The organism is Nocardioides islandensis, assembly GCF_015352455.1.
GTDB lineage: Bacteria > Actinomycetota > Actinomycetes > Propionibacteriales > Nocardioidaceae > Nocardioides > Nocardioides islandensis.
In genome coordinates this window covers 23,544-48,034 of record NZ_JADKPN010000010.1, presented here as the reverse complement: position 1 = coordinate 48,034, position 24,491 = coordinate 23,544, and the positions used below count along the sequence as shown (strand labels likewise).

The 24,491-nt window shown below is 71.4% G+C and carries 22 protein-coding genes; 11 read left to right on the top strand and 11 right to left on the bottom strand.

Annotated features, from left to right (window positions below):
* Positions 1-16 precede the first annotated feature (16 nt).
* The 4 genes from ISU07_RS15770 to ISU07_RS15755 all read right to left on the bottom strand — a co-directional run bounded on the left by ISU07_RS15770 (position 17) and on the right by ISU07_RS15755 (position 4,567).
* Positions 17-1,093 carry an NHL repeat-containing protein gene (locus ISU07_RS15770; protein ID WP_194707780.1) on the bottom strand — a complete coding sequence of 359 codons (1,077 nt, stop codon included), beginning with the start codon at positions 1,091-1,093 and terminating at the stop codon, positions 17-19.
* Positions 1,094-1,157: 64 nt separating this feature from the next.
* Positions 1,158-2,357, bottom strand: a complete 1,200-nt coding sequence (locus ISU07_RS15765; protein ID WP_194707779.1) for a WD40 repeat domain-containing protein — start codon at positions 2,355-2,357, stop codon at positions 1,158-1,160.
* Positions 2,350-2,868, bottom strand: a complete 519-nt coding sequence (locus tag ISU07_RS15760) for an RNA polymerase sigma factor (protein ID WP_194707778.1) — start codon at positions 2,866-2,868, stop codon at positions 2,350-2,352. Before ISU07_RS15760 ends, ISU07_RS15765 begins: the two co-directional genes overlap by 8 nt.
* Positions 2,869-3,046: 178 nt before the next feature.
* Positions 3,047-4,567, bottom strand: coding sequence for a TRAP transporter substrate-binding protein (locus tag ISU07_RS15755; RefSeq protein WP_194707777.1), 1,521 nt, complete (start codon positions 4,565-4,567; stop codon positions 3,047-3,049).
* A 169-nt stretch (positions 4,568-4,736) separates the two neighbouring features.
* On the opposite strand from ISU07_RS15755, the gene ISU07_RS15750 reads away from it, so the two are divergent.
* From ISU07_RS15750 to ISU07_RS15705, 10 genes are all read left to right on the top strand, one after another.
* On the top strand, positions 4,737-5,363 hold the full coding sequence (locus tag ISU07_RS15750; RefSeq protein WP_194707776.1) for a hypothetical protein: 627 nt from the start codon (positions 4,737-4,739) through the stop codon (positions 5,361-5,363).
* 34 nt (positions 5,364-5,397) lie between these two features.
* A complete protein-coding gene (locus ISU07_RS15745) occupies positions 5,398-5,751 on the top strand; it encodes a response regulator (RefSeq protein ID WP_194707775.1) in 354 nt (117 codons plus the stop codon).
* Positions 5,748-7,250 carry a sensor histidine kinase gene (locus ISU07_RS15740; RefSeq protein ID WP_194707774.1) on the top strand — a complete coding sequence of 501 codons (1,503 nt, stop codon included), beginning with the start codon at positions 5,748-5,750 and terminating at the stop codon, positions 7,248-7,250. The genes ISU07_RS15745 and ISU07_RS15740 overlap by 4 nt, the downstream gene beginning before the upstream one ends.
* A 35-nt stretch (positions 7,251-7,285) precedes the next feature.
* Positions 7,286-8,962 (top strand): histidine kinase, encoded by a 1,677-nt coding sequence (locus ISU07_RS24865; protein WP_194707773.1) that lies wholly within the window; start codon positions 7,286-7,288, stop codon positions 8,960-8,962.
* Positions 8,950-9,597 carry a response regulator transcription factor gene (locus ISU07_RS15730; protein ID WP_194707772.1) on the top strand — a complete coding sequence of 216 codons (648 nt, stop codon included), beginning with the start codon at positions 8,950-8,952 and terminating at the stop codon, positions 9,595-9,597. Before ISU07_RS24865 ends, ISU07_RS15730 begins: the two co-directional genes overlap by 13 nt.
* A 279-nt stretch (positions 9,598-9,876) precedes the next feature.
* Complete coding sequence (locus ISU07_RS15725; RefSeq protein ID WP_194707771.1) at positions 9,877-10,353, top strand: hypothetical protein; 477 nt, start codon at positions 9,877-9,879, stop codon at positions 10,351-10,353.
* Positions 10,354-10,459: 106 nt separating this feature from the next.
* A complete protein-coding gene (locus tag ISU07_RS15720) occupies positions 10,460-11,350 on the top strand; it encodes an ABC transporter ATP-binding protein (protein ID WP_323742642.1) in 891 nt (296 codons plus the stop codon).
* Positions 11,347-12,789, top strand: a complete 1,443-nt coding sequence (locus ISU07_RS15715) for an ABC transporter permease (RefSeq protein WP_194707769.1) — start codon at positions 11,347-11,349, stop codon at positions 12,787-12,789. The genes ISU07_RS15720 and ISU07_RS15715 overlap by 4 nt, the downstream gene beginning before the upstream one ends.
* Before the next feature lie 152 nt (positions 12,790-12,941).
* Positions 12,942-13,877, top strand: a complete 936-nt coding sequence (locus ISU07_RS15710; protein ID WP_323742641.1) for an ABC transporter ATP-binding protein — start codon at positions 12,942-12,944, stop codon at positions 13,875-13,877.
* Complete coding sequence (locus ISU07_RS15705) at positions 13,874-15,499, top strand: ABC transporter permease (protein WP_194707767.1); 1,626 nt, start codon at positions 13,874-13,876, stop codon at positions 15,497-15,499. Before ISU07_RS15710 ends, ISU07_RS15705 begins: the two co-directional genes overlap by 4 nt.
* Before the next feature lie 188 nt (positions 15,500-15,687).
* Here the strand turns inward: ISU07_RS15705 and ISU07_RS15700 are convergent, their stop codons facing one another.
* The gene (locus ISU07_RS15700) at positions 15,688-16,182 is read right to left on the bottom strand and encodes a TolB family protein (protein ID WP_194707766.1); all 495 of its coding nucleotides are present in this window, start codon (positions 16,180-16,182) and stop codon (positions 15,688-15,690) included.
* A 209-nt stretch (positions 16,183-16,391) separates the two neighbouring features.
* Between ISU07_RS15700 and ISU07_RS15695 the strand changes: the two genes are divergently transcribed.
* Positions 16,392-17,237 carry a uroporphyrinogen-III synthase gene (locus ISU07_RS15695; protein ID WP_228522011.1) on the top strand — a complete coding sequence of 282 codons (846 nt, stop codon included), beginning with the start codon at positions 16,392-16,394 and terminating at the stop codon, positions 17,235-17,237.
* Between the two features lie 180 nt (positions 17,238-17,417).
* Here ISU07_RS15695 and ISU07_RS15690 read toward each other — a convergent pair whose 3' ends face one another.
* The 6 genes from ISU07_RS15690 to ISU07_RS15665 are packed head-to-tail and all read right to left on the bottom strand — an operon-like array spanning position 17,418 to position 24,490.
* Complete coding sequence (locus tag ISU07_RS15690) at positions 17,418-18,905, bottom strand: hydrogenase large subunit (RefSeq protein WP_228522010.1); 1,488 nt, start codon at positions 18,903-18,905, stop codon at positions 17,418-17,420.
* A complete protein-coding gene (locus tag ISU07_RS15685; protein WP_194707765.1) occupies positions 18,902-20,356 on the bottom strand; it encodes a proton-conducting transporter transmembrane domain-containing protein in 1,455 nt (484 codons plus the stop codon). The genes ISU07_RS15690 and ISU07_RS15685 overlap by 4 nt, the downstream gene beginning before the upstream one ends.
* Positions 20,356-21,018: a hypothetical protein gene (locus ISU07_RS15680; RefSeq protein ID WP_194707764.1), complete on the bottom strand. Its 663-nt coding sequence runs from the start codon at positions 21,016-21,018 to the stop codon at positions 20,356-20,358. The genes ISU07_RS15685 and ISU07_RS15680 overlap by 1 nt, the downstream gene beginning before the upstream one ends.
* A 3-nt stretch (positions 21,019-21,021) precedes the next feature.
* A complete protein-coding gene (locus ISU07_RS15675) occupies positions 21,022-21,996 on the bottom strand; it encodes a respiratory chain complex I subunit 1 family protein (protein ID WP_323742640.1) in 975 nt (324 codons plus the stop codon).
* The gene (locus ISU07_RS15670; protein ID WP_323742639.1) at positions 21,993-24,005 is read right to left on the bottom strand and encodes a proton-conducting transporter transmembrane domain-containing protein; all 2,013 of its coding nucleotides are present in this window, start codon (positions 24,003-24,005) and stop codon (positions 21,993-21,995) included. Before ISU07_RS15670 ends, ISU07_RS15675 begins: the two co-directional genes overlap by 4 nt.
* On the bottom strand, positions 24,002-24,490 hold the full coding sequence (locus tag ISU07_RS15665; protein ID WP_194707763.1) for an NADH-quinone oxidoreductase subunit B family protein: 489 nt from the start codon (positions 24,488-24,490) through the stop codon (positions 24,002-24,004). The genes ISU07_RS15670 and ISU07_RS15665 overlap by 4 nt, the downstream gene beginning before the upstream one ends.
* Between the last annotated feature and the right edge of the window lies 1 nt (position 24,491).

Below are 24,491 nucleotides of genomic sequence, written 5' to 3'. Positions count from 1 at the left end.
CCGTGAGGTGTCGGGGTCACGGCGCCAGGTCGTCGAGGGGCACGCGGGAGACATGTGGTGCCGGGAGCGGGCTTTCGTACCACAGGTAGTCGCCGGCGACGACCGTGCTGATGACCGCGGTGCCATCGGGAAGCCCGAGAACCCGATCGGGTCTCCAGTCGTGGTGGGCGTCGAGGTGCACGACGTACTGGTCGAACGCGACCCAGATCTCGCCGTCCACCTCCACCGGATCCGAGACCATGGCGACCTGGTCGCCCACGAGGTCGGCCGGCTCGCGGAGGGGGACTCGCGTGATCATCGTGCCTCGGTCGGGATCGACGAGCACCAGCGAGTCGTAGCCGGGGTCGTCGGTGCGGTTGCCGACCCACGACCAGAGGCCGGCTGAGGTGGCCTTCAGGCCGGCAGCGTCCTCAGCGCCCAGTGACACCTCGCGCAGCACGTTCCCGGTATGTCCGTCGACCGCGTAGACGGTCGGATCGCCGATCGAGATCATCCACAGGGTGTCGCCCACCCAGGCCAGCTCGCCCGCTCCGATCACGTCATCGACGCCGGCGTGCCCCAGCTGGATCCTCTGGGTCACGCGCAGGTCGTCAGGGTCCAGCCTCAGCAGTGTGCTCGTCCTGTGGTTGGTCAGCCACAGCACGTCGCGGGTGGCGGCCACCCCGAGCGGCCAGCGCGCCGCGCCTCGGCTCACTTCTCGCGGTTGGCCGGACAGGTCGTACTTGGCGATCGACTGAGCTTGGAAACCGGCGCGGTACATGGTGTCGTCGCCGACGAACGCGAGGTAGGCGCCGGGCAGCCGGTCCACGACGTGCGCATCTGCGTCATTCACGTCGAGCCACGCGAGGCCCTCGGGGGCTCCCAGCCAGACCCGGTCGGCGCTGGGGCCGACGGCGAGTAGCCCTGGGAACGGCAGGTCGAGATCCTCGACATCGTCCAGGGGCTCGACCGGCAGGCCCAGGTACTGCTCGGCGACCATCGGCGTGTCCGTCGACGGCGAGAAGTGCCCACCCTGGGAGTCGCACGCGGCGAGCGCGAGGGCGACCGTCCAGGCAGCAACCAGGGCCAGCGCGTTGCGGTGTGTCGTGCTCATGTTCGCCAGACGCCGCGCCGGCGCTCCAGGCTTCGCTGGTTCGCCGGCCTCTTGTCCGGCCGAGCTACTCCGTGCTACCGGGCGCACGCTGCCACGCCGCGCCACCTTCAGCTCCTGAGACAGTGCCGACCACGTCGCCGGTGGTCGCGTCCACGAGCGAGATGGTCCCGTCGGCTCCGTTTCCGTTGCCCTGGTAGAGCTCGACGGTGGATCCGTCCGGAGACCACACGGGCGGCGCCAGACCGCCGGCCACGTGCGGGAAACGGTGCAGCATCCGGGGGCGCTGCCCCGGGGCCGCGACCCACAGCTCGCTGCGCACCGTCGGGTACGTGTGGCCGATCGACGCGACGTAGACGAACCTGTCGCCGCTCGGCGACCAACGGACGAACAGGCCGGCCACGTGGCGGGGCTGTACCTGTGCTGGCGGCGACATCGAGAAGTCGACGACCGAGAAGAACGTGTCGTCCGTGGTCACGACGGCATAGCGGCCGTCGGGGGACCAGGCGGCGTCGGTCGCACCCGTGTACCGCGCCAGGGTCGAAGCGTTCCCTGACGACAGGTCCACCGCCTCGATGGCGCCGTGGTCGACGTACGTGAGCCGTCCGTCCGGCAGGAATGCGAGGCCGAACGCCCCACACGTGCACACCAGGTCTCCAGGGCCGCCGTCGCGCGGAACGACGTACAGCTCGCGCGTCGTCGAGAACGCGATCGACCGCGAGTCGCGTGACCAAGCCAAGCGGTACGGAAGCCCGTCGGAGCACCCGGTTCCGTCAGGACACTGGAAGACCCGTCGGGCGTCCGCACCGCCCGCGGACATCACCAGCACGCTCACCTGCGTGCTCTCGAGGCAGCACGCGGGACCCGTGAGGACCGCCAAGGTGCGGCCGTCGGGCGACCATGCGAGCTCGGCGGGGAAGCACGGCACGCCGCACAGGTCCCTGAGGCGTGGGCCGTCCACCCACACGGTCGTCGACCCGTTCGTGTCGCGTCCCCGGATCGAACCGTCGGTGCCGACGTACGCCATCGACGGCGCGGACCTCGGCTCGGGCGGCAGCACCGGCTCGATGGGGCGCGGAGTCACCAGCTTGACGCCCAGGACGACCGCCAGGACGGCGGCGACCGTCGCCGCGGTGAACAGCGCGGAGTTCAGCGCGCGACGACGGCGTACCGCCCCGAGCAACCGGACGCTCGCGGGAGCCGCGTCCGGGGCCTCGGCGGCGCGCCTGTGCAGGCTCTCGCGGAGGGCGTTCTCGAGATCACTCATGGAACGCCTCCTGGGCTCGCAGGGCGACCAGACCCCGGTTCACCAACGACTTCACGGTGCGCAGCGAGCAGCCCATCGCGGCCGCCGTCTGCTTCTCGGACAGGTCCTCGTAGTAGCGCAGCACCAGCGCCACCCGCTGTCGCGGCGGGAGCTGTTCGAGTCGGGACCACAGCTCGTCGTCGCGGTCGAGGTCGGGTCCGGACGTCAGGGCCGAGGCGCCGCTGTAGCGGCGCTCGCGGGAGAGGTACTGCCGCTCGACACGGCGCCGGCGGAAGGTGCCGTAGGACAGGTTCACGATGGTCTTCCGCAGGTACGTCGCGAACGCCTCCTCGCGACGGAGGTCGCCGAAGCGACCCATCACCTTGATGAACGCGTCCTGAACCAGGTCCTCCGCCAGCTCGCGCTCCCCGGTGAGCAGGAAGGCGAAGCGGAGCGCGCGCGGCGCATGCTCGGCGTACAGCGCGCTGTAGCGGTCGCCGCGATCGGCGCCCACCTCGTCCGTTGCGCCCACAGCAAACCCCTCTGGTCCGGCTGTCATGCTCTGGAGACGCGTACGTCCAGTATCAGGCTCCGCACTCGCCGCGGCGGAAACGCCGGCACCCTGGCGTCGCGATCGCCAGTGGTGGCTGCGGACACGTGCCGGTGCGCCGGACCTGCACACCGAGCGCCATGGTGACCATCAGCCCTTACTAGTCGAACGCCTCCACCGGCGGCGAGCAGCGGTTGCTGAACTGCTCCACGTCGGGAGCGGTGGACAGCCGGCGCCATGGCTCTGCCCGGAAGTTGAGAGGGGAGATCTCGCCGTCGACCGCGGTGAGGGTGAGCGTGTCGCGGTAGGCGCTGACGTCGAACACGAAGTACTCACCCGGCCGGTTCGTGGCGCCGTTGGGAGCGATGCCACCACCGTCCAGGAACGTCATCGCCATACGTCTGCCGTTGACCGCGAACGTGCCGTAGCCCCAGGTGCAGGACGTCTCGTTCTCCTGGGTGATCCCGAACTTCCCCCGGTCGAACACGAAGACCCAGTGGCCCCAGTTCTCGTCGAAGTACTCAGGGATCGCGGCGCTCCGGTCGGTGTCCATGGTCCACGCGCCGTCGATGACGGTCGGCTCTCCCGTGCTCGTGGCGCCGAACGCCGGTGTGCATGCGGCGACCTCGGCGGCGGGTTCGCCCAGATCGGCTTTGACCTCCTCGACCGCTTCGACCACCTCTCGGGTCGCCGCGTCGCGCGCCAGGTCGTCGTACACCGGCTGGACCGCGCGACGTAGCGCGCGCAGCTGGCCGGGGCTGGCCGTGTCGAAGACCGTGTTCCCCTTCCGGCACAGGTTGGCGGCGGCCTCCGCCTCGAACCCGCGCTCGGCCTCGGCCTTCCCGGGCACGGCGTTGGTCGCGGCAGTGCGCAGCAGCTCGCGCTCGTGGACGGTCAATCCGTCGTAGGCCTCGTCGTCGGCGAGGAGGACGATCGAGCGCGGCCACAGGTCGACGTTGGTCATCAGGTGGGAGCCGTCGGCGTCGAGCCGGCCGCTCTCGACGGCAGTCACCTGGTACTCGATCCCGTCGAGCCCGTCCAACGCGCCTGGGGCCGACATGTCGAGACGCATCCGACGCGGCGTCGCACCGAGAGCCCGCAGCGTGGCGTCGGCCACGTCCGACTGCTGGGTGCCCAGGGTGAGCCCCCGGAAGTCGTCGGGAGTGGCGAGGCTGTGGGTCAGTCCGAGTGGGTGACGCATCGGGCCGGGCAGGATGCCGAGCCCGACCAGACCCGCCGGCCGCACGCCTTCGAGGATCGTGTCGACCAGCGGCCCGCTGAGGACGCGTTCCTGGAGCGGGTAGCTGTCCAACAGGAAGGGGGCGCCCAGCGCGGCCAGGCCGGGCGCACCGAAGTCGTTGCCCGCTCTCGTGCCCACGACGGCAAGGTCGGCCTCACCGTCCTGCAGGCGCTTGACGACATCGGCCTCGTAGTCGGTGCTGTCGCTCGCGACGGGTACCAGACGGATGACGAGCTCGCCCTGGGACAGCCGCGACACCTCGTCGGTGAACTGGGTGACCTCACCGCGGCCGAAGGCGCTGAGCATCGTCAGCTCGTGGGCATGCGGCGCCGGAGCCCCGCCCACCCGCTCGCCGCCACCGATCGAGCAGCCGGACAGGCCGGTCAGCCCCACCAGGCCCGTCAGGGCGCCCGCGAGGAGCAGTGCCGGCGACCGTCTCATGCGGCGAACGTACGCCGGGTGGGCTGGCGCGAGCATCGGTCAACCACCCCGGTCGTGCGGGAGGACCCGGGGGTTGTCCCGGGGGTGGAGGGGTGCTGGCCTGCTTACGCCACGACATCGGCCGGCGGTTGGCTGCTGGGCAGTGACCACCGACCCGAAGGAGCCTTCGATGATCCACCTGAACAAGCTGACCCCGGCCCTGGCCGCCGCTGCGACGGTCGGCGTCCTGACGATCTCGCCCAGCCCCGTGGCTGCGCCGCCCTCGCCGCAGGACCTCAACCCGGCGCCTCCGGACCTCTACACCTGCAAGCCGCTGGGCGCGGGGACCATCTGCACCGGATCCATCCACGAGGTGAAGGTCGCCGAGCCGCAGACGGAGCTGGTGTGCGGCACCGGGGCCGACGCGTTCGTGATCCACGACAACGGTGTGGAGGACGCCGACTTCACGCGGTGGTACGACGCCGACGGCAACCTCGTGCGGCGGGTGAAGCACGAGGTGTGGACACACGCCTACTGGAGCAACCCGCTGACCGGGAAGGCGGTGGAGTACACCCAGCGCCAGAAGACCACCACCGAGCTGACGCTGCCGGGCGACCTCGACTCGGCCGTCGAGACCGTGGTCGGCGAGAACGTGTACACCGACCCGGCCACCCACAAGAAGGTCATGCACAGCGTCGGCCGCACCGTGTTCGGGCCGGACGGCCTGGTGTCCGAGTCGGGACAGCAGCCGTTCATCGACGCCTTCGAGAACGGCGACATGTCGGTGTTCGACCCCATCTGCGCCGCGCTGTCGTAGTCCGGCGGACTCCTCACCGTGGAACGATGCTGACGTGGCCTGGACCGTGCTCATCGTCGATGACCACGCAGGTTTCCGAGCGAGCGCACGGGCGCTGCTCGAGGCCGACGGGTTCCACGTCGTCGGGGAGGCCGACGACGGACCCTCGGCGCTCGAGCAGGCCCGGCGCCTGCACCCGCAGGTCGTGCTGCTCGACGTCCAGCTGCCGGGCATGGACGGCTTCGCGGTGGCCGACGAGCTCGCCGCGCAGTCGTCGGCTCCCACCGTCGTGCTCATCTCGAGCCGGGGGCGTGGCACTTTCCGCGGGAGGCTGGCCACGACGTCCGCCCGCGGCTTCATCACCAAGGCGGAGTTCTCGGGGGAGTGCCTGAGCCAGGTGCTGTCGTGACCCTCGCGGAGGGCGTGGGCGACGTCGCCACAGGGGTGGCGCTGGTCACCGCCGGGGTGCTCACGTGGACGAGGGCGCGGCACAGCAGGACAGGGCCGCTGCTGGTGCTGACCGGTGTCACGTGGCTGGCCGGGGATGTCGTCGGCCTGCTCGCCCTGGCCCACCGTGGCCCGCTCGTCCACGTCCTGCTCACCTACCCGACCGGGCGCACCAAGTCGCGGCTCGTCGGGCTCATCGTGATAGCGGCGTACGCCGACGGGCTGGCGCCCGCGGTGGCCCGCGAGCCGTGGACCACCATCGCCCTGATGGCCGCGGTGGCCGGGGTGGCCACCGCGCGGCGGAGGAGCGCCCAGGGAGTCCGGCGCCGCACCCTGCTCGTGCCCGTGGTGGGAGCGATCCTGGTCGGAGTGCCTCTCGCCCTCGCGGCGGCCGGCCGCCTTGTGGGGACTGACACCGGCGCCCTCGCCACGTGGACCTACGAGGCAGCGCTCGTGGTCACGACCGCCGCGCTCGCCGCCGACCTGGTGTCGGGCCGCGCGATCCGTGCGGCGGCGACGGGTCTCGTCGTCGACCTCGCCGCCTGGCAGGAACCCCGTGCGCTGCGGGATGCCCTGTCGCTGACCGTGGGGGATCCCCGCCTCGCGATCGCCTACCGCGTGGACGAGGGCTGGGTCGACGAGGCCGGCCAGCCGGTCCTGCTCCCGGTGGCCGGCGAAGGCCGGACGGTCACCGTCGTGGAGGACGGCGGCGCACCCGTGGCGGCGCTGGTGCACGACCCGGCCGCGTTGCGCGACGGCATGCTGGCGCAGTCGGTCGGCGCAGCGGTGCGGCTGGTGCTCGCCAACGTGCGGCTCCAGGCCGAGGACGCCGCCAGCGCCCGCGAGGTCGCGGCATCGCGACGGCGCCTCGTCGAGGCCGGCGACGAGCAGCGCCGGCGTCTGCGTGACCAGCTCCGCGTCGGGGCCGAGCGGCGGCTCGCCGAGGTGTCGAGCGAGCTGGCCGCGGTGGCCGCCGTCCGTGACGGCAGCGTTCGGGAGGGCATCACTGAGCTCGCCGGCTCCCTCGACGCCGCGTGCGCCGACCTCACTCGGTTCGCCCAGGGCGTCCATCCGAGGACGCTCACCGAGCACGGTCTGGCGGCGGCTCTCGGCGAGCTGGCCGGCCAGGCCGGCTTCCCGGTCCGCGTGGCTGCCCCGCCCGGCCGCTTCCCGGTGCCGCACGAGGCGGCGGCGTACTTCATCTGCTCCGAGGCCCTCGCCAACGTGGGCAAGTACGCCGACGCGTCGGGTGTCTCGATCGAGGTGGTGCACGCGGATCAGCACCTCGTCGTGCGGGTGCGCGACGACGGTCGCGGCGGGGCCGAACCCGCCCGCGGCTCCGGCCTCCGGGGACTGATGGACCGGGTGGAGGCGCTCGGCGGCCGCCTCTCGGTCGCGAGCCCGGCCGCAGCCGGCACGCTCCTCGTGGCCGAGATGCCCCTGGCGCCGGAGCCGACGTGAAGCCGATACACGTCCGGCGCAGTCCTTGGACGGCGGTGACCGCCCTCGCCGTCGTGGGCGTGGCCACCGTGGCGATCGTCGGACGAGAGCCAGGGCTGTCGTTGGCCGGTCCGAGCCGCGCGGTCCTCGCGGTCGAGGTGCTCGCCGCCGTGCTGCTGACGGCGGCCGCCGTCGCGACCTGGCGCGCGGGCGAGGCCTTCCCCGTGCTGCTCGCCGCGACGGCGCTGGCCTGGCTCGTCAGCGAGTGGAACTCTCCGGCCGCGGGAGCCGGCTTCACCCCGGGCCTCCTGCTGTACGCCGCGTGGCCGGCGCTCCTGGCCGCGACGGCCCTGCGTGGCCTCCACGAGCAGCGGTTCGACCGGCCGGCTTCCGGCCTGCTGGCCGTCGCCTTCCTGAGCAGCGTGGGTGTCCTCGGCGTCGCGTCGGCGCTGGTGTTCGACCCCGCCGGCCAGGGTTGTGCAGCCTGTCCGGCCAACCTCGTGCTCGTCGCCGACGCCCCGGATCTCTGGGTCTCGCTGGGCCGGGCCGGACTCGTCCTGACCGCGGGGTGGACGGTGGCGTTCGCGCTGCTCGCCCTTGCTCGGACCGTGCTCGCCTCGCCCGCGCGGCGTCGCTGGTCCGCGCCCGTGCTGCTGCCGGCCGTGGCCGCCGTCTTGCTGTGGGGTGCCGGCGCCGTGCACGGGATCAGGCGCGGCTTCGTCTCCAACGACCCCACCGACCGAGATCTCCGACTCGCCGAGGCCGTTGCACTCGCGCTGGTCGCCGTCGGGGTGGCGCTCGCCCGGCTGCGCGCCCGTCGTACGCGTGCCGCCCTCGCGCAGCTCGTGCTCGACATCGGGGCCGCGCCCGCACCGGGGGAGGTACGTGCATGGCTGGCGACGGCTCTGGGCGACCCCACGATCGCCTTGCTCTACCGGCTCGAGGGTGGCGAGTGGGTCGACGCCGACGGCCGCGAGACCACTCCCACGGCACCTCCTGACCGCGAGGCGACGCGGGTGCGCGTCGCGGCGCAGGACGTGTTCGCGGTCGTCCACCGCCGCGGGCTGCTCGACGACCCCACGCTGCTCTCCGAGCTGGTGACGACCGCGAGCCTGGCGCTCGAGCACGACCGGCTGCACGCGGCGTGCCAGGCCCGGCTGCACCAGCTGCGCGCCTCGCGGGCCCGTATCGTCGCCGAGGCCGACTCGCGCCGCCGCGAGCTCGAGCGCGACCTCCACGACGGAGCCCAGCAGCGGCTGGTCGCGGTCGCCCTGGCGATCCGACTCGCTCGGCGCACGATCGCCCCGGGCGACGCCGAGCTGGAGGCCCGTCTGGCCGACGCGGAGGAGGGTGTGCGGTCCGCGGTCGTGGCGCTCCGTGACGTCGCCCACGGACTCTTCCCGGCCGTGCTCGCCGAGGAGGGCCTGGCGGCCGCGCTTGAAGAGCTCTCCGAGCAGGAGCCGCGGCTGGTGCCGCGTGCGCTGCCCGCGGGTCGGTTTCCCAGCGAGGTCGAGTCGGCGGCGTACTTCGCCACCCTCGAGTCGCTGCTGGAGGCCGGCCATGACGTCACGGTCGACGCGGTCGCCGGGCAAGGCCTGCTGACGCTGACGATCGGGGCGGGCGAGCAGAGCGCGAGCACCATGGTGCAGATCCAGGACCGGGTGGGAGCCGTCGGTGGCACCGCTACGTTGTGCGCTGGCCTGCTGAGAGTGGAGATGCCGTGCGCCTCGTGATCGCCGACGACGAAGCCCTGTTGCGCGAGGGGCTCGCGCGCGTGCTGGAGGACGCGGGCTTCGACGTGGTCGGACGGTGCGGAGACGCCGACGCCCTCGTGCGCATGGTCGACGCGCACCGGCCGGACGTGGCGATCGTGGACATCCGGATGCCACCCGGCAACGAGGACGACGGCCTCGTCGCCGCTCAGGAGATCCGGCGCCGCTACCCGGACGTCGGCGTGCTCGTGCTCTCGCACTACCTCGACTCGCGATACGCGGCCCGGCTGCTCGAGGAGGTGCCGGCCGGGGCTGGGTACCTCTTGAAGGACAGGGTCTCGGAGGTCGCCGTCGTGTCCGACGCCCTGCGGCGGATCGCCGACGGCGACTGCGTGATCGACCCCACGATCGTCTCCCGGCTGGTGGCCCGCAAGCGTGCCCGCGGTCCGCTCGACGTGCTGACCGAGCGCGAGCGCGAGGTGCTCGCACTGGTCGCCGAGGGCCGCTCCAACGGGGCGATCGGCGAGCAGCTGTTCTTGTCGCGCAAGACCGTCGACGCCCACGTCTCGCAGATCTTCACCAAGCTCGGCCTGATCGAGTCGCCCGAGGCCAACCGGCGGGTACTGGCCGTGCTCACCTTCCTCCGTTCGGGCTGACGGGGTGTCGTTTCCGCGGTAGGAGCGTTGGGGTCCACGGGTCCCTGATCCGTAGGACGAACTGCCCTACGAGGAGCGTCGTCGTCTCCCTAGCGTGGGGTCACACAGGGGCGGTGCCGAAGGGACACCCCGGTTCCCTGAACGTGGCTGCCTCGTCCTTGCGGGCAGTGGTACGGCCCCGAACGAGAAGGCCACTTCACCTATCTCGACTTCGGGAGCGGGTGTGAGCACCGGAAGGGGAGTGTCATGAGAGACCGCGCTGTCACGAGGATGGCCGCCTTGGGTGCGGTCGTCGGGTTCGCAGGTCTGGCCGTCTTCCAGCTGCTCCTGGCGGCGGGAGCACCGCTCGGCAAGGCGGCCTGGGGCGGAGCCAACGAGGGTCGACTTCCCCCGGGACTCCGCGTCGGCAGCGCCGTCTCGATCGTCGTGTACGCCGTCGCGGCCGCCGTCATCATCCGACGCGCTGGCTTCAGGCTGAACTGGCCCTCGCGCACCACTGCACGAATCGGAACGTGGGTGCTGGTCGTGCTGATGACAGCTGGCACGTCGGCGAACGTGTTGTCCCAGAGTCCATGGGAACGGTTCCTGCTCGGACCGGTCACCTTGGTGCTGGCGGGTCTCTGCCTGGTGGTTGCCCTCAGCGACACCGAAGGCGAGCTGCGCGCTGGGTCCCGTGGCGGCGAGCAACTGAGCAGAACGTCCTCTGCGGGAGTGCCGTCTGTCTCTGGGCACCGATGGCATGGCGGAGCAGAGTGATGGTGACGGAGGAGATCCGTTGCTGTTCCTCTGGATCGCTGTACCCGCGTTCTTTGCGCAGAACCTGGGGCAGGTGAAGCGGTCGTGTCCTGAGGATCGGAGACCGGTGGTGTTGCAGTTCGACGGTGTGCACAAACGCTTCGGCTCGCTCAGCGCGCTGGACGGGTGCACGTTCGAGGCTCGGCCCGGGAGACTGACGGGCTTCCTTGGCCCCAACGGCGCCGGCAAGACAACCGCGATGCGCGCGGTGTTCGGACTGCTGCAGCTCGACGAGGGGTTGGTCACCTGGCGCGGCTCACCCATCGTCGAGGCCGACCGTGCCCGCTTCGGGTACATGCCTGAAGAACGGGGTCTGTACCCCCGGATGCGGGTACGGGAACAACTGGTCTACCTGGGGGAGCTCTGCGGGCGCACCAGCTCGGAGGTCAGCCGGGTGACCGACCTGTGGCTCGAGCGGCTGGGGATAGCGGAACGGGCGGCTGCTCGCGTGGACGAGCTGTCCCACGGCAACCAACAGCGGGTGCAACTACTTGCCGCCCTCGTCAACGAGCCGGACCTGCTCGTCCTCGATGAACCTTTCGCCGGGCTGGATCCCATCGCGATGGGATCCATGGCGGGGTTGCTCCAGGAGCTCGCGGCCACCGGGGTGACGGTCCTCTTCTCCAGCCACCAGCTCGATCTCGTCGAGGACCTCTGCCAGGACGTCGTCATCATCGACCACGGACGCGTGGTCCTTGCCGGCGAGCTGGAGGCTCTCCGTGCAGCGACGCCGCAGCGGATCGTCGACATCCACTATCGCGGACCGGCCCCGGCATGGGCCAGCGTGCCCCACGTGCGGGTGCTCGAGAGCACCCTCGGATCGGTCCGGCTCGAGGTCTCTCGCGACACCGAGATCGCGGCACTGGTCTCAGCGACGACGGCGGCAGAGGAGGTCACATCCTTCACCTACCAGCCGCCCACGCTGTCGGACCTGTTCACAGGGGCGGTCAGGACATGAACGCCGCGAACCAGGGATGGCTGGTCGCTCGCCGCGAGATGCGCGAACGGGCCCGGTCCCGGGGCTTCAGGATCAGCGTGCTGCTGATGCTGCTCGTCGTCGTCGCCATGGTCGTGCTCCCCGGCCTGCTCGACACGGCGCAGACCACGAAGAACGTCGGCATCACAGGTGCGACGTCACAGGTGGTCGAGCAAGCGCTCTCCGACGAGGGCGGCTCGGGCTACGCCGCGCTCCACCTACGCCGCTTCGACACCGCGGCCGCCGGCGAGAAGGCACTGCGAGATCAGGACATCGACGTCCTCGTCGTCGGAGAGCGGCGCCTGGAATGGCGCGAGAAGGCGGATCCCGAGCTGCAGGCGCTGATCACCGGTGCCATCCAGGTCTCGACCGTCCTGGAACGGGCCGCGGCGGCGGGGATGGATCCGAACACCGCGGCACAGCTCCTCGCACCCGTTCCCGTCGAGAGTGTCTCGATCGGCGCGGTGCCCGGCCGCAGCGCAGACGACGCGGCGGCGGCGGCTTTGATGACGGTCGCCCTTCTCGCCGCCATCGTCATCTACGGCAACCTCGTGCTGACCGGCGTCGTCGAGGAGAAGTCCAGTCGCGTCGTCGAGGTCCTCCTGGCTCGGGTGCCGGCCAAGTCGCTGCTGGGCGGCAAGGTGGTCGGCATCGGCTTGCTCGGGTTCGCCCAGCTCGCAGTCACCGCGCTGGCGGCGCTGATCACCTCGATGTTCGTCGACTCCGCCGACCTGCCGGCCGTGAGTGCAGGAGTCCTGGCATGGGTGCTCGTGTGGTTCGTCCTCGGCTACGCCCTGTACGCGATGATCTACGGAGCATTGGGGTCTCTCGCCTCACGCACCGAGGACGCCCAAGCAGTAGCCGGCCCGGTGGGCTACGTCCTGGTCGCCGGGTACTGGCTGTCGTTCATGGCGCTGAGCGCGGACCCGGACGGGATGTGGGCTCGGTTGCTGTCCGTCTTCCCGGCCACCGCACCACTGGCCATGCCCGGGCGGATCGCGCTCGGTGCCACGGCATGGTGGGAGTCACCCATCGCCGTGGTGCTCACGCTCGCCGCCATCGCCGGACTCGTCAGCTTCGCGGGCCGCGTCTACCAGAACGCGGTCCTCCGCACAGGTGCGGTCATTCGCCTTCGCGACGCCTGGCACAAGCACACCGAGGAGCCTCAACCACCCCTTACTCCACCACTCGCACCACCAACCCAGAAGGTGACCAACATGCTGACACTCCAGAGGAAGTCGTCGAGGTGGCCGCTCGTGCTGAGCACAGCAGGCGTCCTGGTCGCAGTCGTGATCCTCACGGTGACCAGCGACGTTGTCGCGAGCCTGATCGCCTTGCTGGTCACCTTCGTCGCCGTCCGCGCTCTCGTCCAGCACCAGCAACGCGGCCATGAAACGCCTCGAGCGCCTCGCTCGGGATGACCACGAGCCGCGAGGCGAGGCAGTGCATCTGCGGGACAAGAGCCCCGTCGCCAGGTGGCCTTTGGCCCTGTTCGCCGCGGGCGCGGCAGCGGTTCTCTGAACGGTGGAGACGTATGGCCTCCAGCGCGCGGACATGAAGGGGAGTGGTCGCCGTGAGCGCCGCGATCTCGGTCTCGGGGCTGGTGAAGGACTTCGGGTCCAGGACGCGGGCCCTCGACCATCTCGACCTCGAGGTGATGACGGGTGAGGTGCACGGCTTCCTCGGGCCGAACGGTGCCGGCAAGACAACGACCATCCGTGTGCTGCTGGGGTTGCTGCGTGCCGACGAGGGTCAGGTCGACCTTCTCGGCGGTGACCCGTGGCGTGACGCGGTGGCGTTGCACAGGCGTCTGGCCTACGTGCCCGGTGAGGTGAACCTGTGGCCCAACCTCACCGGTGGTGAGGTGATCGACCTGCTCGGCGACCTCCGCGGAGGCAGCGACCCCTCCCGCCGCGAGGAGCTTCTCGAGCGCTTCCAGCTCGACCCGACCAAGAAGATCCGCGCCTACTCCAAGGGCAACCGGCAGAAGGTGGCCCTGGTGGCGGCGTTCTGCTCCGACGTGGAGCTCTACCTGCTGGACGAACCGACCTCTGGTCTCGACCCGCTGATGGAGGCCGTCTTCCAGGAGGTCGTCCAGGAGCTCCGCGCGAGCGGCCGCAGCATCCTGCTCTCCAGCCACATCCTCTCCGAGGTCGAGGCTCTGTGCGACCGGGTCACGATCATCCGGGCGGGCCGGGCCGCCGAGAGCGGCACGTTCGACGAGCTGCGCCACCTCACCCGTACGTCGGTGGTGGTCGACACCGCGAAGCCGCTGGAGCCGGTGACGGGCTGGTCCGGAGTTCACGACGCCCGGGTGCAGGACGGGCACGCGGAGTTCAGCGTCGACCCCGGCGAGCTCAACCACGTGCTCGAGCACCTGGTCGAGCTCGAGGTTCGGTCCATGGTCACCTCGCCGCCCACGCTGGAGGAGCTGTTCCTGCGCCACTACGACGACGACGTCACCGGGTCTGGTGCCGGTGTGGCTGCCGAGGTGGTGCCGACGCCATGAGCGGCTTCACCGGCACGATGCGGCTGGTCCGCCTCGCCCTGCGGCGCGACCGCATCACCCTGCCCGCATGGATTCTCGGCATGACGACGTTCCTGGCCGCCACGACCGCGCTGTTCGCGGACGGCTATACCAAGCACCCCCAGCTCCTGGTACCGGACACCCGGGTGGTCGTGGAGAACCCGGGGATGCGAGTCCTGGGCCTGGTGACGGGGCGGACCATCGGCGGGTACACCCTGCACCGGGACGCGCTCACGCTGGCAGTGCTCGCCGCCCTCATGAGTGTCTTCGCCGTCGTGCGACACACCCGTCAGGCCGAGGAGCTCGGGCGCGAGGAGATCCTCGGTGCCGGCGTCGTCGGTCGCTACGCCTCGTTGACGGCCTCCGTCATCGTCGCGCTCGCCGCCAACGTCGTCCTGGCAGCGCTGCTGGGACTCGGGATGATCGTCACCGGACAGCCCATCTCGGGCTCGCTGGTAGCCGGCGTGTCGATCGCCATCGTGGGGGTGGCGTTCACCGGCGTGGCCGCCGTGACCTCACAGCTGGCGTCGACCACGCGCGGTGCGAGCGGCCTCGCCGCCGCTGCGCTGGGAGGCTCGTTCCTCCTCGCCGCACTCGGCAACATGCTCGGCACGGTCGACGCCGCCGCGCTGCGGGTGACCAGCGCATGGCCGGCCTGGCTCTCGCCGATCGGCTGGGGACAGCAGATGCGGCCGTTCGCTGACAACCTGTGGTGGCCCGCCGGCCTGTCCCTGGTCTCTCTCGGACTGCTGTCGTGGGCAGCGGTCCTCCTGGTCGGCAGGCGCGACGTCGGTCGCGGCCTGCTGCCCGAGCGCCGGGGGGACGCGCATGCACGGCCGAGCTTGCTGAGCCCGACCGGCCTCGTGTGGCGGCTGCAACGCGGAGCACTGCTGGGCTGGGCGATCGGGCTGTTCGGCTTCGGGCTGGTCTTCGGAGCGCTGAGCGAGCAGATCAGGGGGCTCGAGGGAGACGCGACCGAGTGGTATGCCACGTTCGGCGGCGACGTGGACCTCCTCGGGGCCTACTGGGCCTCGATGCTGCAGATCGCCGGCACGGCTGTGGCCGCCTACGTCGTCACCTTCCTGCTCCGACTCCACCACGACGAGGCACAAGGCACGCTGGAGCCGGTGCTCGGAACCGCTGTCTCCCGGCTCAGGTGGCTGGCTGCCTACGCCGTCAACGCCCTGGTCGGTGCCACGCTGCTGATCCTGCTCTTCGCCGTGGCCGTGACCATCACCGGCGGGCTGGTCCTCGGAGACCCTGCCCCCCTGCTCCTCGACCTCGTCGGCGCCGCGCTGGTCCAGCTCCCCGCCATCGGCGTCCTGGGGGGTGCCGTGCTCGTCCTCGTGATGCTGGCGCCGCGATGGTCGGTCGGCATGTCCTGGACGCTGGTGGTGCTCACCATCATCCTGGGGCCGATGTTCGGACCCTCCCTGGGCCTGCCGACGTGGCTGCTCGACGTGTCGCCGTTCACCCACGTGCCCAACGCCCCGGCCGTCCCCATCAGCATGGGCCCCGTGCTCGGCCTGGTCGCGGCCTGCACGCTGCTCGCCGCCGCCGGAGCGCTGGCCCTGCACCACAGGAACCTCGCCCTGCCTGCCTGAAGCGCGCGAAGCGCCAGCGACGGCCCGTCCGCCGTCATTCCGCCTCAGCGCTCGGTCAGGCCTTCTCGCACGATCGGATGATCTCGGCCCGGCAGGTGTCGAGGCCCTGGCGTCCCCGCCGCCGTGTTCCTGATGAAGCCGGACGGCACCGATCGGCGTTGCCTGGTCGACACCGCGGGCCCCGACAGCTACCCCGCGTGGTCGCCCGACGGTCGCTGGCTGGCGTTCATCGGCGGCGCCGTCCAGGACGAGAACGACGTGTACATAGGGTCGCTCTTGTAGATGCATCCGCCGTCGACGTCGGACTGGAGGACGAGGGAGCGGCTGTCGGGGGAGTACGCAGCCCCCGAGCCGAAGTCTTCCCGCCCTCCGCGCAGGAAGCGCCGGTGGGTCCCGTCCACACGCACGGTCCAGAGTCCGGTGCGTCCTTCGTTGGCGCCGAAGAGCAGGGTCGTGGAGTCCCGGGTCCAGTCGTGAAGCTCGGGATGACCTACGTCACCCGATCCGGTGACCACAACCGCGTCGGCCGAGCCGTCGCGCGACATCACATGGATCGTGGAGGGACCGTCCACGCCGTCCTCGGCCGTGTAGCCGATCCGGGCGCCATCAGGTGACCAGACGGGCGTGCTCTCGATGGCCTCCGAGTCCGTCAGCTGCGTGAGTCGGGTGCCGTCGGCCCGCACGAGGCGGGTCGCCCACGGACGCCTACGTGATGGCCGCCGACGGCAGCCAGGTCCACACCATCGCCGACGGATCCGACGTGGCATCGGTGCACTGGCAACCCGCGACAACCCACGGAGGATCTTGACCATGGGACCGTGCTCGGCCGACGGTCCGAGTTGCCCGAGCCCGTCTCCCTTTGACTGCTGCTCGGCAGCGCCAGACGTGGGTCATGTCGTTCCTCTACATCGGGACCTTCGGCTCGTTCATCGGCTACTCGGCCGCGATGCCCCTGCTGATCAAGCTGAACTTCTCGGCGTGGACGTCGCCTCGTTCGGTGACACGTTTGCTCGCCCACCTCCGGGGCCGTGACCTCACGGGTCTGCGCATCGTGGTCCAGGAGCACGGACAGTCGCTGTCGATGGTCGCCCACGCCCTGCGCCGCCAAGGAGCCGACGTCACCACCGTCACCGTGTACCGGGTGGCCAGCGCCGACGACCCCGGACCGATGTTCAAGCTCATCGACCTGATCGCGGATCGCGAGCTCGACGCCGTCACGTTCACCTCGGCTCCCGCCGTGGCCGCGCTCATGGAGGCTGCGGCCTCCACGGGGCGGCGCGACGAGGTCGTCATCGCCTTCCAGTCCGACGCCGTCGCTGCCTGCGTCGGCCCGGTGACCGCGGCGGCGTTCGAGATGTGGGGCGTACCGACGATGTTCCCCGAACGTTCGCGACTCCTCGCCATGGTCAAGCAGCTGGAGACCGAGCTCCCCTCCCGCCGCAACGGCCTCACCCTCGAGCTCGTCGGCGGCCACCAGCTCCTCATGCACGGCGAGGACGTGCTCCTCGACGGTCTCGAGGTCAAGCTCTCCGCGGCCCCCGCAGCGGTCCTCCAGGCGCTGGTCACCAACCCCGGGTCCGTCGTCTCCCGCAAGAACCTGCTCGCCGCCCTCCCCAGCGGTCAGGCCGGCAGCGAGCACGCGGTCGAGATGGCCGTCGCCCGACTGCGCGCCGCCATCGGCACCCGGGCCGTGCAGACCGTCGTCAAGCGCGGCTACCGGCTCAGCGTCGTCAGCTGATCGGACGTCTGGGATGACGGCGGACGGTGTACGCCGGACAAGTCACGTCAGGCTGCGGGGTCGGGTCTGCAAAAGCGCTCGCTCGGCCGACGAGCGGGCGCACGTTTGAGATGGCACAGGGAAGCTGCCGGCGATCGCGCGGTGGCCGAGTACCGGCCGCCGTTGCCCTACCGCGAGTGGTCAGAGGTCGTTGCCGGCGTAGGACTGGTTGAAGCTCTTGTTGGCCAGCGGGAAGTCCGGGACGATCGTGCCGGCCAGGGCGACCGGTAGCGCCGGCCAGTTGAAGTAGGACGGGTCGACCACCTTGACCCGGCTGAGGCGACCGCCGGAGGCGATCTCGACGCGGTGGGCGATGGTGCCGCGCCAGCCCTCGACCAGGCCGAGACCGGTTCCGGCCCCACGGGCTGTCGTCCGGGATCCGGAGCCGGGGTTGCCGGCGAGTGTGTGCACGATGCTGGCGACCAGACGTGCGGACACCTGCACCTCACGGGCCCGCACGAGGTAGCGCGCGAGGACGTCGCCGCCGGGCTCGAGGACGACGTCGAGTGCATCGAGATCGACGCCGGGGTGGTCGCGCCGCGCGTCCTGGTCCAGGCCGGAGGCGCGGGCGACGTAGCCGAGGGTGCCGAGCTCGTGTGCGGCTTGGGTGGGGAGGACGGCGGTGCCGGTGAAGCGGTCGAGGACGGTGGAGTTGGACAGGCTGATCTCGACGAGCTCCGCGACGTCGCGAGCGAGGGCGGTGACCAGGTCGGGATCGGGCAGCTCGATCAGCCGGGCGCCGCCGATGCTGATCCCGCCCCGGATGAGGCGGTGCCCCGTGGTGCGTCGGTTGAGGCGGAGCAGGGTCTCCCGGATCCGCTGCGCGTGCGTGTGGGCGATGCCGTAGCCGACGTCGTTGGCGAGGGCGCCGAGGTCGGCGACGTGGTTGTGCATGCGCTCCAGCTCGAGCAGGAGGGCGCGGACGAGCCGATCGGTGGTGGGCACGTCGATCCCGAGGGCGGCTTCGACGGCCGTCGCGTACGCGGTGGCGTGACCGACGGCGGTGTCGCCGCTGATCCGTTCGGCGAGTGCGATGCCGTCATGGATGTCGCGGCCTTCGAACAGCTTCTCGGCCCCGCGGTGCACGAACCAGAGCCGGGCCTTCATCCGGAGGATGGTCTCGCCCACGACCGAGAAGCGGAAGTGGCCGGGTTCGATGAGCCCGGCGTGCACTGGCCCGACCGGGATCTCGTACACGCCTTGCCCCTCGACCTGCAGGAACGGGAACGACCCCACGTCCGGCTCGAAGGGTGGTGGAGCGCCGGCGTCACGCCGCATCGGGTACCACCCGCGCGGCCAGTGGGCGTGCCGGACCAGCCGGGCCGGAAGCGGGTGGCCTTCGGGGACGATGCCGTAGAGGTCGTGCAGCTCACGCTCGAAGCGACCGGTGGCATAGTCCAGGGCGGCCAGGCTAGGGATCACCGGGTTGCCCTTGGGTACGCCGAGGACGAGCTCGACCCGGCGGTCGTCGACGGGCCGGACCAGGACGTAGACCACGCGCAACCGTTCGTCGTCCTCGTGGCCGGCGACCAGCGCCATCCGGTAGCCGTCGGTCAGCCGCGCGGCCACCAGGTCCGGGAGCTGGGCGGCGGAGACCTCGGAACGCTCGGTCATGGCGTGCTCGGTCATGGCGCGCTCAGCACGGCGGCGGCGTCGGTGAGCAACGTGGCGAACGGGCCGGCTGCGAACCCCGCGACGGCCGTGACAGCGAGCGCGACAGCGAGGGGGAGCACGATGCCGGGCACGGTCCGGTCGGGGCTGCCGACGTCGTCCGACCTGTGCCCGAGGAACATCGGCGCCAGACGCCGTACGAGCGCGACGAAGGCCGCCATCAGCAGGGCCACCATGGCCGCCATCACCCAGCCCATGCCTCGCTGGAAACCCGCGACGACGATGCCCACCTCGGAGAAGAACAGGCTGAACGGCGGCAGCCCGAGCAGCGCCATGACGGCGGCCAGCAGCGGTATGGCGATCCCCGGGCGCCGGTGCAGCAGGTGCCGGAGATCGGATATCCGGGTGGTGCCCTCGGTCTCGAGGACCCAGCCCGAGCCGACGAACGCGGTCGCCTTGGCCAGGCCGTGGCCGAGCACGTGCAGCAGCGCAGCCGCGATGGCCAGCGAACCCCCGACCGAGGCGGCCAGCGCGAGCACACCGACGTGTTCGACGCTGGAGTAGGCCAGCAGTCGCTTGAGGTCGCGCTGGGAGATCATCAGCAGCGTCGCCACGGCCAGCGAGAGGAGACCGGCGGTGGCGAGCAGGCTCCTCATCATGGTCGTACCGATCACGGGCGCGGCGACGGCCTGGATGCGCAAGATCGCGTAGAACGCCACCGACAGCAGGACCCCCGACATCAGGCCCGACACCGGGGCCGGTGCCTGGCTGTGCGCGTCCGGGAGCCAGCTGTGCATCGGTGCCAGGCCGGTCTTGGTGGCGAACCCGAGGATCGCGAGCGCGGCGGCCAACCGCACCAGCGACGGGTCGAGGGCCGGATGTGTCCCGTTCAGTGTCGACCAGGAGAGGGTGGCAACGCCGGCGGAGCGGGTGGCCGCATAGAGCAGCACGATCCCGAGGAACGCGATTGCCACGCCGACCGAGCCGAGGACGACGTACTTCCACGCGGCTTCCAGTGCATGGCGCGAGCCGTGGTGACCGACCAGGAACGCCGTCGCCACCGTGGTCGCCTCGACGGCGACCCACAGCACACCCAGGTTGTCGGCCAGCACGGCCACGGACATGGCCCCGAGGAACAGCAGCACCAGGGCGGGGTACGACGGGGAAGGTACGGGCCGCGACCGGCGCGGGGCGTCGGCCAAGGTGGCGGTGAGGCCGACTGCGCCGATCGAGGTGAGCATGAAGGCGGACAGCGAATCCGCTCGTAGCTGTCCTCCGAGCGTCGTGACGGCGGCACCGTGGCCTCCGAGGTGGGCGACCACCAGGGTCAGGCCGGATCCGAGCGCGACGACTGAGCCGGCGACTCCGGCGTAGCACAGGAGCACGTCGGGACCTCGGCCGCGGAGGCCGGCGACGGTCAGGGCCACGAGCAGGCAACAGCCGGGAGTGAGGAGGAGAACGGCACCCATCAGTCGCGCAGCTCCGTGAGGTCGTCGAGGTCGGCGCCACCGAACTCCGCCCGGATGCGACTGGTCAGCACCTGCAGGATCAAGACCACGAGCAGCACGTCGAGCGAGACGCCGAGCTCCACCACGAGCGGCACGCCCCCGGCGGTGAGGAACGCGATCGTCCCGATGCCGTTGTCGAGCAGCAGGAAGCCGATCAGCTGCGAGACCGCGTGGCGGCGGGTGCTCAACACGAGGAAGCCGAACAAGGTCACCGCCATACCGACCGGGACGGCCGCGACAGGCGGCGTCGACCCGAGCGCCTGGACCGGTCGGCTGACCAGGTAGGCCAGCATCATGAGGAGCGCCACCAGGATCAGCGATGCCGTCGTGTTGATCAACGGGGTCTCCTCGCGGAGGTCGCCGTTGTCGGTGACCGTCGCCCGGGTCAGCACCCGGGGCAGGACGATCCCCTTGAGGGCGAGCACCAGCACGGCGACGATCATGAGCTGGCCGTCGCCCTCGTGGATGCCCAGGACCGCGACCAGGACACCCAGCCCCCATCCCTGGGCAGCCAGCAGGCGGATCTGGCCGTGCAGGGATCGCCGCCAGACGATGAGGACCGCGCACAGCAGCAGGACCGCGGCGCACAGGCCGACGAGCTGGGCGTACATGGACTCGGACATCGACTACCCCGGTGCCACCAGGTAGGACGCCGTGACGGCGAGGAACGCGAGGACGAACGAGCCGGCGAGCAGCTCTGGCACGCGGAACAGCCTGACCTTGGCGACGAACACCTCGACGGTGGCCAGCAGCGTCGCCGCGACGGTGAGCTTGACGCTCAGCGCCAGCGCCGCCAGCAGCAGCCCTGGAGCGGACACCTCGGTGACCACCCCCCAGGGCGCGAGCAGGGTGGCCAGCAGCCCGAGCAGCGCGCCGAGCCGGAGCCACGAGCCGAGCTCGAGCCAGGCCAGGTCACGACCTGAGCTCTCCAGGACCATCGCCTCGTGCACCATCGTCAGCTCGAGGTGGGTCGCGGGGTTGTCGACGGGCAGCCGGCCGGTCTCGGCGACGACAGCGATGGCGAGCGCCAACAGAGCGAGCAGGCTGACGGGCGAGAAGACCGAGGTCGGGTCCTCCAGTCGCGCGGCCACGATCCGCGACAGCACGGACGAGCCCACCGGGATGGACAGCGCGTACACCGCCAGCAGCACGGTCGGTTCGACCAGTGCCGCGATGGTCATGTGCCGGCTGGACCCCATGCCGCCGAACGCCGTACCGGCGTCGAGCCCGACCAGGGCGACCGCGACCGTGCCCAGCAGCAGCACGGACACCACCACGAACAGGTCGTCCGGCATCCGGTCGAAGGTGACCGTTCCGAGGAGGGGCATCAAGGCGCACACGACCAGGCTCGAGGCCATCAGCACCAGCGGCCCGGCCACCGAGAGCCAGCTGGTGCCCTTCGCCCGGATCGGCTCCTTGGCCAGCAGCTTGCGCACGTCGCGGAAGGGCTGCCCGAGGCCGCCGCCGACCCGACCCTCCAGCCGCGCCCGAACCGTGCGCATCAGCCCGATCACCAGGGGGGACAGGACGACGAGGACGACGACCTGGCTCAGTGCCACGGTGAGTGCCGGGAGATTGACGCCGGCCTCGCTGCCGCTCACAGGGTCACCACCAGGAGCACGGCCACGAGGGCGAGGAACGAGTAGCCGAGGTAGCGGTGGATGCTGCCGTTCTGAAGTCGGCGGCCGGCCGTGCCGGCGCGGTCGACCAGCCGCAGGCCGGGGTGGTACAGGCGGGTCTCCATCAGGTCGACCACCTGCTGGCGGAACTGGACGCGCTCCACCAGGTAGCGGGACTCGGCGGCGTGGGTGATCACGACGTCGCGTTCGGGGCGCAGGGCGTCGTCGAAGACGCGGGCCAGCGGTTCGGCGTACGACGTGGCGGTGTACTGCATCCGCGGATCTGCCCGAACCCCGCCGCATCCCCAGCTGAGCTCGACGGGTCGTCGCTGCCGGCGGCCCGCGGCCGAGACCGCACCCACCACAGCCAGCGCCAGGGCACCGGCGACCAGGAGTGCGAGGGGTTCGAGCGACGCGCCCACCCCGGAGAGGTCGACACCGGTCAGGGTGGCGGAACCCGGCTCCACCCCTGCGGCCGACGATGCGGCGCGGGTGAGGGCGCCGGGTGCCACCCCGAGGGCCACCACGGCGACCGCCGCGCTGATCATGGCGGTCTGCATGCTGCCGCTCGACTCGACGGCTGCGGCCGCTCCGTCGGATCGAGGCCGGGCGAGGAACGCGATGCCGTAGGCCTTGACGAACGTCAGCAGCGCCAACCCGGCCGTCAGCGCCACGACGGTCACTGCGATCGGCATGATGACGGCCACCAGCCGGTCCTCCGGCCGCGCGCCGTGGATGACGGCCTGAAGCAGCGCCCACTCGGCCACGAACCCTGCCGTGACCGGCAACGCCGCAGCCCCGAGCGCACCGACGCCGAACGCCAGGCCGGTGACCGGCAACCGCGCCCCCAGCCCGCCCATCCGGTCGAGGTCGCGCTCCCCGCTGGCGTGGACCACCGACCCGGTCGCGAGGAACAGCGCGGCCTTGAACGCCGCGTGACTCGCCACCAGCAACAGGCAGGCCACGATCGCCGCATCGGCCGCCGGCGTGACCTGGTGGGCGCGCAGCATCAGGCCGGTACCGGCAGCCAGGAACATCAGCCCGATGTTCTCCGTGGTCGAGTACGCGAGGAGCCGCTTGAGGTCCGTGGCCACCGACGCCTGCAGGATGCCGTAGACCGCCGACACGGCCCCGGCGCCGAGCAAGGCCGTCCCCCACCAGGACGGCCCGCCGGGCAGCAGCCGCAGGGTGACCAGGAGCACGCCGTACACGCCCATCTTGACCATCGCCGCGCTCATGACGGCCGATACCTGGCTCGGCGCTGCGGGATGCGCCCTCGGCAGCCACACGTGGACGGGGACGACTCCCGCCTTGGTCGCGAAGCCGGCGGCCAGCAGCACGAACGCCACAGAAGCGGACGGAGAGCCCGGGTCGACCCGGCTGAGTGAAGCCCAGTCGGTCCCACCTCCTGTGCCGGCCAGGACCGCGAAACCCAGCAGCAGGAGAACGAAGCTGAGGTGGGTCATCGCGGCGTACCACGAGGCCGCGGAGCGGACCTCGGCGCGGGCCGCGTGCTCGGCCAGCACCAGCACCGTGGAGGCGACAGCCATCACCTCCCACGCCACGAGGAACGAGACAGCATCGCCGGCCGCCGGCACCATCTGCAGCGCACCCAGGAAGACCGGGAACGCCGCGCAGAAGGTCCGCGACGTCGAGGGGCCGTGGCCGGCACCGATCCCGTAGAGGGCGGCGACGAGGCCCACGCCGCCTGCGACGAGCATGAAGAATCCGCCCAGCGGCGTCGCCTGGAGCGCGACGTGGCCCAGGGGGAGCGAGGTCGGCAGCTCGACGACCCCTTCCCGCCCGGCCAGCGCGGCAGCACCCGTCGCCGCGCCCGCAGCGCCGAGGAGGACCGAGACCGACCCGGAGGCGCGCGATCGGACAGCTGGGGGGACGGTGACCGCCACCACGACCCCGACGAGCACCAACCCCAGCTGTCCCAGGATCCCCAGCTCGACCCCGGTGACCGGCCCGATCACCGGCCCGGTCACCGACCGGTCACCCGTCGCAACGCCTCGACCACTGCCTCTGGGCCTGGTGGGCAGCCCGGCACCTCGAGGTCGACGTCGACGACCTCGTGGACGGCCCCGGCGACGCCGTAGCCTGCCGAGAACATGCCGCAGTTGCTCGCGCAGTCGCCGACGGCGACCACCAGGCGAGGCCGCGGGGTGGCCTCGACGGTGCGAAGCAGCGGCTCGCGCATGTTGTGGGTGACCACACCCGTCACCAGCACGACGTCGGCGTGCCGCGGCGAGGCGACCAGGCGAGCGCCATAACGCTCCACGTCGTAGACCGGACCGAAGGCGGCACCGATCTCGATCTCGCAGCCGTTGCACGATCCCGCGTCGACGTGTCGCACCTGCACGCTTCCGGTGAGCTCTCGCGGGAGGTCGGGCAGCGGGTCGGGCGCGGCCGGTGCGGACTCGGCGATCCTGCCCACCCGACGGATGAGCCGCAGCACGCGGAACACGCTCATC